Raw genomic sequence first — 11991 nt, forward strand, 5'->3', positions numbered from 1 at the left:
TCGATCCGGGCCTTCGTCGTCGGTGCTGCGCCCGATGGACGACCGACGATCAGACGTCGATGCTCTCCCGCGACAGCCGGTCGGAGCTGTCGACGATGAACTCCTTACGCGGGGCGACGTCGTTGCCCATGAGGAGTTCGAAGATCCGTCCGGCCGACTCCGCATCCTCGACCCGGACACGCCGCAGCGTCCGGTGACGGCGGTCCATGGTGGTCGTGGCCAGCTGGTCGGCGTCCATCTCCCCCAGGCCCTTGTAGCGCTGGATCGGTTCCTGGTGCTTCTTGCCGGTGCGCTTGAGATCGCTGAGCACCGCGTGCAGTTCGGCTTCGGAGTAAGTGTAGATCGTCTCGTTCGGCTTGGACCCGGGGTTCATCACGATGACGCGGTGGAGCGGCGGTACCGCGGCGAACACGCGGCCCGCTTCGATCAGCGGACGCATGTACCGGAAGAAGAGCGTGAGCAGGAGCGTCCGGATGTGGGCGCCGTCGACGTCGGCGTCGCTCATGAGGATGATCTTGCCGTAGCGGGCGGCGTCGAGATCGAACGATCGTCCGGAGCCCGCTCCGATGACCTGGATGATGGACGCGCACTCCGCGTTCGACAGCATGTCGGAGACGGAGGCCTTCTGCACGTTGAGGATCTTGCCTCGGATCGGGAGCAGCGCCTGGTAGGAGCTGTCTCGGGCGAGCTTCGCCGTGCCCAGCGCCGAGTCGCCCTCGACGATGAAGAGTTCACTGGACTCGAGGTTGCCCGAGCGGCAGTCGACCAGCTTGGCCGGGAGCGACGAGTTCTCGAGCGCGTTCTTGCGGCGTTGCGTCTCCTTGTGCGTCCGCGCGGAGATCCGGGACTTCATCTCCGACACGATCTTCTCGAGCACGAGCGCGGTCTGCGCCTTGTCGTCGCGCTTGGTCGAGGCGAACCGCTCCTTGAGCTCCTTCGTGACGACGTTGGCCACGATGGCGCGGACGGCCGGCGTGCCGAGGATCTCCTTCGTCTGGCCCTCGAACTGCGGCTCGGCGAGACGCACCGTCAGCACCGCCGTGAGGCCCGCGAGGACGTCGTCCTTCTCGAGCTTGTCCGAGCCGACCTTGAGTCGGCGGGCGTTCTGCTCCACCTGGGCGCGGAGGAACTTCAGCAGGCCCTGATCGAATCCGAGTTGGTGCGTGCCGCCCTTCGGCGTCGCGATGATGTTGACGAAGCTACGCATGACCGTCTCGTACCCGGTCCCCCACCTCAGCGCGATGTCGACCTCTGCCTCGCGCTCCACCTCGGTGGCGACCATGGTGCCCGACGGAGACAGCACCGGGACGGTCTCGGTGAACGTCCCGCTGCCGGTGAGGCGCCAGGTGTCCGTGAGTGCGGTGTCTCCCGCGAGGTGGTCGACGAACTCGGAGATCCCGCCCTCGTAGCGGAACACCGCCTCGGTCGGCTCCTCGACGGTCTCGTCGCGGATGTGGATCCCGAGCCCCTTGATGAGGAAGGCGGTCTGGCGCGCGCGGCCGAGGAGCTCCTCGGCCTGGAACTGGGCGCCCTTCGTGAAGATCTGGCGGTCGGCCCAGTAGCGGATCCGGGTACCGGTCACGCCGCGCTTGGTCTTGCCGATGACGCGGAGTTCACTCTGCTTCTCGAACGGCGTGAACGGTGCGTCCGGGGTCGGCTCCCCCGTGTCGGCGAAGATCCCCGGCTCACCGCGGTGGAAGGACATGGCGTAGGTCTTGCCGCCGCGATCGACCTCGACGTCGAGCCGCTCGGACAGGGCGTTGACGACTGATGCGCCGACGCCGTGCAGGCCGCCGGACGCGGCGTAGGAACCGCCGCCGAACTTCCCGCCGGCGTGGAGCTTGGTGAAGACGACCTCGACACCGGAGAGGCCGGTCTTCGGTTCGATGTCCACCGGGATGCCACGCGCGTGGTCGCGCACCTCGACGCTCTGATCGGCGTGGAGGACGATCTCGATCTGATCGCCGTACCCGCCGAGTGCCTCGTCGACGGAGTTGTCGATGATCTCCCAGAGGCAGTGCATGAGGCCACGCGAGTCGGTGGAACCGATGTACATGCCCGGTCGCTTGCGCACCGCCTCGAGGCCTTCGAGGACGGAGAGATGCCTGGCGGAGTAGTCGCTGCTCACGGTTCCCAGCGTAGTCGTCGCCGCCGACACGCCGAGGGAGACACTCGGCGCGTGGACGTCCGGACCCGCTCGACGACGCGTTGTCGCGGGCCGTCGACCCATCCGGCTGCGCGGTTGATCCGAATCATCTACGCGCACAGCGAAAAGAGCGCGGAATGGGACCCCGTTGTGACAATCGCGTGCTTTCATGAGTACTACGAGTTTCGTAGCCGCCCGAGTCAGGAGGAGCACATGTCACAGACTGCTACCGAGAGCACGCCGAGTGACCTCGACGCCCAGCAACTGACTGCCGCCGATCGTTGCGATCTGTGCGGAGCACAGGCCTACATCCGCGTGCAGATGAACAGCGGTGAGCTGCTGTTCTGCGCGCACCACGGCAAGAAGTACCAGGAGAAGCTGACGCAGGTCGCGACCGATTGGCACGACGAGTCCGCGCGACTCTTCACCGAGCAGCGCGCCTAGTCCACCGGCATCACGATGAAGGGCCCCGGATCCGAGATCCGGGGCCCTTCATCATGTCATCGAGGAGGCGCGGTCTCAGACCAGCGCGGGCTCGTTCACCCGCGGCCTCAAGCGAGTGCGGAGACGATCTGCGCTCTGGCGTTGGCGGCGATCTCGTCGAGGGCGTGGAGTTCCGGTGATTCGTCGAGCATCGAGGTGCCCGCGGCGACCGTGATCGCCAGACGGAGCAGCCGATCGGCCAGCTCCGGGTTCTTGGCGAGGACGGGACCGTGCAGGTGGGTTCCGACGAAGGGGCCGACCAGCGCACCCTCCGTGCCGTCGCCGTTGCCTCGTCCGTGCTGCACGGCGCCGATCGACTCGACACCCGTCCCGGCTCGGAAGTCCCGCCCGTGGTTCTCGTACCCGACGAGTACCGGGGCGTCGAGCTCCAGGCCGCCGCTCGGCACGACGACGAGGTCGTCACTCGCCCGCGTGCGCCGCAACGGGGCGTCGCCCTCGATGATGGCGAGGCCCTCGACCCAGCTCCCCGGCGCCAGCTCGAGCCGACGAGTGAGGATCTTCCACCCGTTGGCGACCGCGAGGACGGGCACGCCGGCCTCCACCCAGGCGATGAACGCGTCGCGGAACGGCCGGAGCGCCTCGAGCACCTGTGGCGCCGACGGGTCGTCGCACGACCCGAGGACGACCGCGTGGACCGTGCTCGGGAGCTCGGCGACCGATTCGACCGGGACGAGCTCGACGGCGAGGCCACGCGCGCGCGCCCGGCGAGCGAGGACCGCACCGTTCTCGGCGTCGCCGTTCACATTGCAGCTCGAGGGCAGGAGGACGGCGATGGTGATCGTCGGCTCGGTCGTCATACGTCGTCCTGATCGTTCGAGGCGAGGCCGAGGTGCGCGCGGGTGCGGCGCATCGAGTCGGCGGTGAAGATCACGGTCTTCCGACCGTGCGCGGGCGCCGGGAGGGCGAGGAACGCGTCCAACGCCGTGCCGAGGTCCGGTTCGACGCGGTCGATCTCGACGCCGTCGTAGCCCAGCTGCAGCGCGGCCTCCCAGGCCTTGGACCCCGACACGAGCGCCACACGACCGAGCCTCGACGTGTCGACCGGCCAGAGGTACGAGGGATCGCGGACGTCGCTTCCGACGGCCACCAGGATCTGCTCCGTGTCGGCCGCCAGGCTGTCGACGTTGAGCTGGAAGCTCGCGGGGTTCTGGACGAGGACGAACTCGACCTCGACACAGCGGACGGTCGTCACCTCGCCGCGGCCGAACACCGGCGTGAGCGCGTGGAACGACTCAGCCGCGGTGGCGAGCTGGAACTCGGGGCCGAGGATCGCGGCGGCGCCGGAGAGTGCGGCAGCCGCATCCACGGCGTAGTGCACGCCGCGGGCCGGCAGACGGAATCGGACGGTCTCGCCGCGGTGGGTGATGGACACCAGATCGCCGTCGAGGGCTTCGACGACGGTTCCGGAACCGGGGTCGACCCGATCGGACGAGGTCGTGCTGTACCCGAGGCCGCGTGCGCTGGCCCCGAGCACGGCCGTCGAGACGCCGTACCGCCATCGCGTCGCGTCGCTGCCTGGCGCGACGGCGTCGACGAGCGCGTCATCGCCGTTCAGGACGAGCGATGTGCTCGATCGGGCAGCGATCGCGTCGAGCATGCGCGCCACCATGGCAGCGTCGTGGAAGCGGTCGATCTGGTCGACGGACACGTTGGTCAGGATGACGTGGGCGGGCGCGAGCCGCGGCGCGATGAGCGCGCCGTGTCCTTCGTCCATCTCGAGCACCCCGAGCTCGGCGTCGATCCGGCCGCGGAGGTCGGCTCGTTCCAGGAGAGCCGAGGTGAGGCCCTGGGAGATGTTCGCCGTGGACGGGTTCGTGAAGACCGACACGCCGTGGGCACGCAGGATGCCGACGAGCATCTTGGTCGTCGTGGACTTCCCGCTCGATCCGCTCACGATCACGAGACCACGCGGGAAGGCGTTCAACGTGTCGGGGAGGAACCCGGGCGCGATGCGGTTGACCACGAGGCCGGGAACGGCCGATCCCCCGCCCGGCTTGCGCAGCCTGGCGAGGAATCGGACGACACGACCGGCGAGGATGGCCGGGGCGTAGCGCATGCTCCTACTCGAGGTAGTCGCGGAGCGACTGGGATCGGCTCGGGTGACGCAGCTTCGCCATGGTCTTCGACTCGATCTGCCGGATGCGCTCACGGGTGACCCCGAAGGTGTCGCCGATCTGGTCGAGCGTCTTCGGCATGCCGTCGCCGAGGCCGAAGCGCATCCGGATGACGCCCGCTTCCCGCTCGGAGAGCGAGTCGAGGAGCGACTCCAGCTGCTTCTGCAGCATCGTGAAGCTGACGGCGTCGGCCGGCACGACCGCCTCGGTGTCCTCGATGAGGTCGCCGAACTCGCTGTCGCCGTCCTCGCCGAGGGGCGTGTGCAGCGAGATGGGCTCGCGGCCGTACTTCTGGACCTCGATGACCTTCTCGGGCGTCATGTCGAGTTCGCGGCTGAGCTCCTCGGGCGTGGGCTCGCGGCCCAGGTCCTGCAGCATCTGCCGCTGGACGCGGGCGAGCTTGTTGATGACCTCGACCATGTGCACCGGGATGCGGATGGTGCGCGCCTGGTCGGCCATGGCACGCGTGATGGCCTGACGGATCCACCAGGTCGCGTAGGTGGAGAACTTGAAGCCCTTGGTGTAGTCGAACTTCTCGACCGCGCGGATGAGGCCGAGGTTTCCCTCTTGGATGAGGTCGAGGAACTGCATGCCGCGGCCCGTGTACCGCTTGGCGAGGCTCACGACGAGTCGGAGGTTCGCCCCGAGGAGGTGGCTCTTGGCACGGGCGCCGTCCTTCGCGACCCACTGGAGCTCACGACCGACCCGCGAGCGCTTCTCGAGGTCGGAGAGCTGGGCGAGTTTGTCCTCGGCGAAGAGGCCCGCCTCGATGCGCATCGCGAGTTCGACCTCTTCGGCCGCGTTGAGGAGCGCGACCTTACCGATCTGCTTGAGGTAGTCCTTGACCGGGTCGGCGGTGGCGCCGGTGATCGCGGCCGAGTACACCGGGATCTCGTCGTCGTCGCTGTTGGAGAGCACGAGTGCGTCGGTGGGGAGGGTGATCTCCGGCACGGACTTGTCGTCCTCCTCCTCGACCGCCTCGGTGGCGTCGCCCGCGGGCGCGTCGACCACGGCGTCGTCGGCGACGACCTCGACGACGACGTCCTCGTCGTCCGAGCCCTCATCGGGCTCCGTGCTCGACGTCGTACCCGCCTTGGCGCGGGTGGCCTTCTTGGGAGCAGCCTTCGCTCGGGTCGTGGTGGCCTTGGTGGTCCGAGCCTTCGCTGCGGGAGCCTCCGTGGCCTCGTCTGCTGGCGCTGCTTCGTCTGCGCGAGCCGTCTTGGTGGCCATAGCTGCACCTTCCTGTTCGGACCCGGCATGGACAGTCATCGCCGGATCGTCCGTGATTTCGGACATTACGAGGACCCATGTCAAGTCTTGGTGCAGTGCAACCCGAAAAGGGCCGCCGACATTCCGAGAGGTGAACGGGTCCGTGTTCCATTATAGCGCGCGCAGGAAGGCCACAGAGCCACAGGCCGTTTGTCAAGGGTGGGATCAGGGGACGAAGCGAACGCTCAGCGACGGCGCCCGAGCCTCGCTCGGACCGCGATCCACAGTGGACCGACGGCGATGCCCTCGTCCTCGGCGAAGCGTCTGCGGGTGCGGGACCGGGCGACGAGCAGCATCGCCACCCCGAACCCGACCACCAGGTACTGCACGGAGAAGGCGATCCGGAAGCTGTCCATGGAGTAGTCGGCACGGGATCCCCCGCTGACCGCGTCGATGATGAGTCCGATGAGGAACATCATGACGAAGCTGGCGAGGAACCCACCGACGTTAACGATGCCGTTCGCCCCGCCGAGCGCGCGGATGGGGTTGAAGGTACGGGCGAAGTCGAACCCGATGAGTGAACCGGGGCCCCCGACCCCGACCACGACGAACAGGACGATCACGAGCCACATCGGCGGGATGCCCGGCCAGAGGAGGAGTGCAGCCCAGGCGACGCCCATGACCGTGACGATCCCGAGCACGAGGTTGCTCCGCCGATACGGGAACCGCGCGGTGAGCACCCCGAGGACGGGCCCGGCGATCATGCCGGAGACCACGATCACGATGAGCAACGATGCGGCGAGGGGCTGCGGGTAGCCGAGGGCGTAGACCATGAAGGGGAAGCCCCAGAGCAGCGTGAGGACCGTGCCGGAGGACTGGGTGACGAAGTGCGACCAGAACCCGAGACGCGTCCCTGGCCGACGCAGACTGATGAGGACCTCGCGGACGACGTGGCCCCAGGTCTCCGGGCGCGGCGCCTCGTCGGAACCGGACGGCCGGTCGCGGACGACGATCAACACCCCGACGAGTGCCAGGAGGACGAGACCGGCCGCACTGAGGAACGCCGGCGACCAGCCGAACGCGTGCAGGACGAAGGAGAACGGCACCGCCGAGAGGACCTGTCCGATCTGCCCGATGTTGCCGACCCACTGCGAGACGATCGGCACCCGACGGGTGGGGAACCAGGAGTTCACGAGCCGCAACACGGAGGTGAACACCGCGGCGTCGCCGAGGCCGACCAGCATCCGGCCGACGATCGCGCCGCCGAGTTCGGTCGTGAGACCCAGCCAGATCTGGCCCGCCATGACGACCGTCAGCCCCGCGATGATCAGGACGCGAGGCCCGAGGCGGTCGATGAGCACCCCGACCGGGACCTGCATGGCGGCGTACACGATCAGCTGCGCGACCGCGAGGGTCGAGAGCGCGGCGGCGTCGATCTGAAACCGCTCGGTGGCGTCCACCGCCGCCACACCGAGCGTCGACCGCTGCATGACGGTGATGAGGTAGGCGAACACCCCGACGCCGAACACCCACCAGACGCGTCGAGATCCCACCGATCCAGCTTAGGTGGTCGAGCGGTCCTCGTCGCCGTGGCGCCGGCTCGCGAGGAACTTCTCGAGCTCCGCGGCGATCTCGTCGGCCGTCGGGAGCGCCCCGTCGATGTCGGTGAGCGGCGATTTCGGCGAGTTGTCGGCCATGTAGGCGTCGTACCGCTCCTCCAGCGTCGTGACCAGCTGGCCGAGCTCGTGGTTGGTCCCGACCTGCTCGTCGATCTTGGCGAGGAAGTCGCGGCTGTCCTCGCGGAGGCGGTCCGTGGGGAAGATGAGGCCGGTCGCCGCACTGAGGCTCTCGATCGCCGTTATCGCCGCGGCCGGGAACTCGGTGTCGGCGAGGTAATGCGGAACGAGGAGCACGAAGGCCGCGATGCTGTCGCCGCGCTCGTAGAGGCGGTACTCGAGGAGGTGGAGCACGTTGGACGGCACCTGGGTGCGGGGGCGCCAGACCGAGAGCGACTCGATGAGGTCGAACCGGTTGCCGCTGACGGTGACGCCGATCGGCCTGGTGTGCGGGACCGGCATCGGGATGGCGTGCACCCACGTCGTGTCGCTGACCCGGAAGCGGTCGACGAGCTCGAGCACGGCCGCGACGAAGCGGTCCCAGAGGAAGTCGGGCTCGAAACCGGTGAGCAGCAGGAACGGCGACCCGAGCTCGTCGTGGGCCAGCGACAGGGTCAGCCGAGGCGGCCGGTACTCCGTCAGGTGGTCCTGGTCGAACGAGATGATCGGCCGGCGGGCGCGGTAGTCGAGCAGGACATCGGCGTCGAACTCGGCGATGACCGTCGTGTCGAGGACGTCGTCGAGGTAGGCGTTCAACTGCCCGACCGCGCCGCCGGCGTCGGAGAACCCGGTGAGCCCCGCGACGAGGTGGAGGCCGGCGGGGATGTCGATCTCCGGGTGTACCTCGTAGAGGTCGTCAGGCGTAGGCATGGTTCAACTCTAAACGGGGGTGTCGCAGCGCCCTTCCCCTCCGAGCCTCGGCCGTACCGCCGAGAGCGAACACCGGCGGCCCCGCCTCGGTCCTGAACCGCTCGTGCCTACGATGGAGGCATGACGATCCCCGTGCTCTCCGTGTTGTCCGCCGCCGTCGAGGGAATCGAGGCCGAGCTGCTCGTCCTCGCGGTGAGGAAGGGCGACGACGGACCGGAGCTCCTGGCGCCCGACGTCTACGCGCCGCTCGCAGACGAGCTGCGCGCCTCCGGAGTCACGGGATCCGAAGACCAGGTGCGACGCCTCCCGGACCGGTTCGGTGCGGCCTCCGGTCTCGTGCTGGTCGGTCTCGGGCCGGATGCGGACGACGCGGCCTTCCGACGAGCGGCAGGTGCGGTGACCAGGACGATCGACGGCCAGGCCTCGATCGCGTTCGCGTTGACGGAGGAGACGGCCGCCGCCGCCGAAGCCGTCCTCGAGGGGGCGGCCATCGGCGCCTACCGCTACACCGCGTCGCGCGGTGTCGGATCCGCGCCGGCACCGACACCGCTCGGGTGGGTCACCGTCGTCGTCCCGTCGACCGTGGACGCACCGGATGCCGGGCTCGCGGAGCACGCCACCGCGGTCGCCGAGGCCATCGCGCTCGTCAAGGACCTGGTCAACACGCCGCCGAACGAGCTCTACCCGGCGACCTTCGCCGACGCGGCCCGCGCAGCGGTCGACGGCCTCGACGTCGAGGTCGAGGAATGGGACGAGACCCGCTTGGCCGAGGACGGCTTCGGCGGCATCCTCGGTGTCGGGCAGGGTTCCTCCCGGCCTCCGCGACTCGTCAAGCTGAGCTACCAACCTGAGGCGGCCCGGAGCCACCTGGCCCTCGTCGGAAAGGGCATCACCTTCGACAGCGGCGGCCTCTCGCTGAAGCCGCCGGTCTCGATGGTCGGCATGAAGTACGACATGACCGGCGCGGCGACCGTGCTCGCCGTCCTGGCCGCGGCCGCGCGTCTCGGAGTGCCCACCCGGCTGACCGCGTGGCTCTGCCTCGCCGAGAACCTCCCGTCGGGCACGGCGATCCGGCCGAACGACGTCCTCACCATCCGGGGTGGACGCACGGTCGAGGTCACCAACACCGACGCCGAGGGCCGGCTGGTCCTCGCCGACGGACTCGTCGCCGCAGGCGAGGAGGGCCCGGACGCCATCATCGACGTGGCGACCCTCACGGGAGCGGCGGTGGTCGCGCTCGGCAACCGCTACACGGGCGTCATGGGTGATGCTTCCTTCGTCACCGACCTCATCGCGACCGGTTCCGGTGCGGACGAACTGTTCTGGCCGATGCCGTTCCCCGCGGAGCTGCGCAAGGTCCTCGACTCCGACGTCGCCGACCTCGCCAACGCGAAGCCCGGCACCACCGCGGGCGGCATGCTCGTCGCAGGCACGTTCCTCCAGGAGTTCATCGCGGACCGCACCGACGAGGACGGCGGCACCACCCGAATCCCGTGGGCCCACCTGGACATCGCCGGGAGCGCGATGAACGGCGACGCCCCCTACGGCTTCACCGCCAAGGGCCCGACCGGCGTCGCGGTCCGCACCCTCCTCGCAATGGCCGAGGAGATTAGCCACCCGTAGTAAGGTCGGTGGGGGCGGTTCGACCCGCCTCGACGCCGCCGAACACACCACGACGGTTTCCGATCGACCACGAAGCACACACAAGGAGCAACGGAGTGTCCGAGCAGAATTTTGACCTGGTAGTCCTGGGAGGCGGAAGCGGCGGATACGCTGCGGCGTTGCGCGCTTCGCAGCTCGGCCTCACCGTCGGCATGATCGAGAAGGACAAGGTCGGCGGCACCTGCCTCCACCGCGGTTGCATCCCGACGAAGGCGCTGCTGCACTCCGCCGAGGTCGCGGACGCATCGCGCGAGTCGGAGAAGTACGGCGTCAAGTCCACCTTCGAAGGCATCGACATCGAGGGCGTCACGAAGTACCGCGAGGGCATCGTCGCGAAGAAGTACAAGGGACTCCAGGGCCTCGTGAAGGCCCGCGGCATCACCACCATCGAGGGTGAGGGCCGTCTGGTCTCCCCGACGAGCGTGCAGGTCGGCGACGACCTCATCACCGGCAAGAACGTGATCCTCGCGACGGGCTCCTACAGCCGCTCGCTCCCCGGTCTCGAGATCGGTGGCCGCGTCATCACGAGCGAGCAGGCGCTGCAGCTCGACTTCGTGCCGAAGAAGGTCGCCGTCCTCGGCGGCGGCGTGATCGGCGTCGAGTTCGCGAGCGTCTGGAAGTCGTTCGGGACCGAGGTCACGATCATCGAGGCGCTCCCCCACCTCGTCCCCAACGAGGACGAGTCGATCAGCAAGGCGCTCGAGCGCGCGTTCCGCAAGCGCGGCATCGAGTACTCGCTCGGCGTGCGGTTCCAGGGCGTCACCCAGGACGACTCGGGCGTGCACATCACGCTCGAGGACGGCAAGACGATCGACGCCGAGCTGCTGCTCGTCGCCGTCGGCCGTGGCCCGTCGACGGCCGGACTCGGCTTCGAGGAGGTCGGTGTCACCATCGACCGCGGCTTCGTGATCACCAACGACCGTCTCGAGACGAACATCCCCGGCCTCTACGCCGTGGGCGACATCGTCCCCGGCCTGCAGCTCGCGCACCGCGGCTTCCAGCAGGGCATCTTCGTGGCCGAGGAGATCGCCGGTCTGAAGCCCGTCATCATCGAGGACGTCAACATCCCGAAGGTCACGTACAGCGACCCCGAGATCGCGTCCGTCGGTCTCAGCGAGGCCAAGGCGGCCGAGCAGTACGGCGCCGACAACATCACGAGCTACGACTTCAACCTCGCCGGCAACGGCAAGAGCGAGATCATCGGCACGAGTGGCAACGTCAAGGTCATCCGGGTCAACGACGGCCCCGTCATCGGTGTGCACATGATCGGCGCCCGCGTCGGTGAGCTCATCGCCGAAGGCCAGCTCGCCGTCAACTGGGAGGCCTACCCAGAGGACATCGCGCCGCTGATCCACGCGCACCCCACGCAGAACGAGGCGCTCGGCGAAGCATTCCTCGCGCTCGCAGGCAAGCCCCTGCACGCGCTGTGACGCATTCCGAACACCCCAATAAGCTAGTGAACACACAACAGGTTTCAAAGGAGACAAGGTCATGAGCGAATCCGTCAGCCTCCCGGCACTCGGCGAGAGTGTCACCGAGGGTACGGTCACCCGCTGGCTGAAGAATGTCGGCGACACCGTGGAGGTCGACGAGCCACTGCTCGAAGTGTCGACCGACAAGGTCGACACCGAGATCCCTTCGCCCGTCGCGGGTGTCATCGAAGCGATCCTCGTCCAGGAGGACGAGACCGTCGAGGTCGGCACCGCTCTCGTGACCATCGGTGATGGCTCGGGTGCGGCTGCGGCCGAGGAGCCCGCGCCCGCCGCGGAACCGGCTGCTGCCGAGCCCGCTCCGGCCGAGCCCGCCCCCGCGGCCGAGCCCGAGCCGGCACCTGCTGCCGCGCCGGCTCCTGCTGCTGAGGCGGCTCCCG

General features: G+C 68.7%; 10 protein-coding genes. 4 read left to right on the forward strand and 6 right to left on the reverse strand.

Features of this window, described 5'->3' with window-relative positions; translation table 11 throughout:
* Positions 1-49 precede the first annotated feature (49 nt).
* Positions 50-2128: a DNA gyrase/topoisomerase IV subunit B gene (locus AC4PMY_RS18690; protein WP_064293779.1), complete on the reverse strand. Its 2079-nt coding sequence runs from the start codon at positions 2126-2128 to the stop codon at positions 50-52.
* A 231-nt stretch (positions 2129-2359) separates the two neighbouring features.
* Here AC4PMY_RS18690 and AC4PMY_RS18695 point away from each other — a divergent pair, with 231 nt between their 5' ends.
* A complete protein-coding gene (locus AC4PMY_RS18695; RefSeq protein ID WP_056011197.1) occupies positions 2360-2590 on the forward strand; it encodes a DUF7455 domain-containing protein in 231 nt (76 codons plus the stop codon).
* Positions 2591-2697: 107 nt separating this feature from the next.
* Here the strand turns inward: AC4PMY_RS18695 and AC4PMY_RS18700 are convergent, their stop codons facing one another.
* From AC4PMY_RS18700 to AC4PMY_RS18720, 5 genes are all read right to left on the reverse strand, one after another.
* The gene (locus AC4PMY_RS18700) at positions 2698-3447 is read right to left on the reverse strand and encodes a hypothetical protein (protein WP_491623370.1); all 750 of its coding nucleotides are present in this window, start codon (positions 3445-3447) and stop codon (positions 2698-2700) included.
* Entirely contained in the window at positions 3444-4706 is a 1263-nt protein-coding gene (locus AC4PMY_RS18705; RefSeq protein WP_491623371.1) for a MurT ligase domain-containing protein, read from the reverse strand. The genes AC4PMY_RS18700 and AC4PMY_RS18705 overlap by 4 nt, the downstream gene beginning before the upstream one ends.
* A gap of 4 nt (positions 4707-4710) precedes the next feature.
* A complete protein-coding gene (locus AC4PMY_RS18710; protein WP_079003921.1) occupies positions 4711-6033 on the reverse strand; it encodes an RNA polymerase sigma factor in 1323 nt (440 codons plus the stop codon).
* Between the two features lie 185 nt (positions 6034-6218).
* Positions 6219-7526: an MFS transporter gene (locus tag AC4PMY_RS18715; protein WP_071260062.1), complete on the reverse strand. Its 1308-nt coding sequence runs from the start codon at positions 7524-7526 to the stop codon at positions 6219-6221.
* 9 nt (positions 7527-7535) lie between these two features.
* On the reverse strand, positions 7536-8459 hold the full coding sequence (locus AC4PMY_RS18720; protein ID WP_071260060.1) for a proteasome assembly chaperone family protein: 924 nt from the start codon (positions 8457-8459) through the stop codon (positions 7536-7538).
* A 120-nt stretch (positions 8460-8579) separates the two neighbouring features.
* On the opposite strand from AC4PMY_RS18720, the gene AC4PMY_RS18725 reads away from it, so the two are divergent.
* The 3 genes from AC4PMY_RS18725 to AC4PMY_RS18735 all read left to right on the forward strand — a co-directional run.
* Entirely contained in the window at positions 8580-10082 is a 1503-nt protein-coding gene (locus AC4PMY_RS18725; protein WP_491623372.1) for a leucyl aminopeptidase, read from the forward strand.
* A gap of 95 nt (positions 10083-10177) precedes the next feature.
* Positions 10178-11551 (forward strand): dihydrolipoyl dehydrogenase, encoded by a 1374-nt coding sequence (gene lpdA / locus AC4PMY_RS18730; protein ID WP_064293772.1) that lies wholly within the window; start codon positions 10178-10180, stop codon positions 11549-11551.
* A 61-nt stretch (positions 11552-11612) separates the two neighbouring features.
* On the forward strand, positions 11613-11991 hold a 379-nt coding region (locus AC4PMY_RS18735; protein ID WP_491623373.1), incomplete at its 3' end, for a biotin/lipoyl-containing protein.

It is taken from the genome of Plantibacter sp. MDV22-iso1 (genome assembly GCF_058408345.1).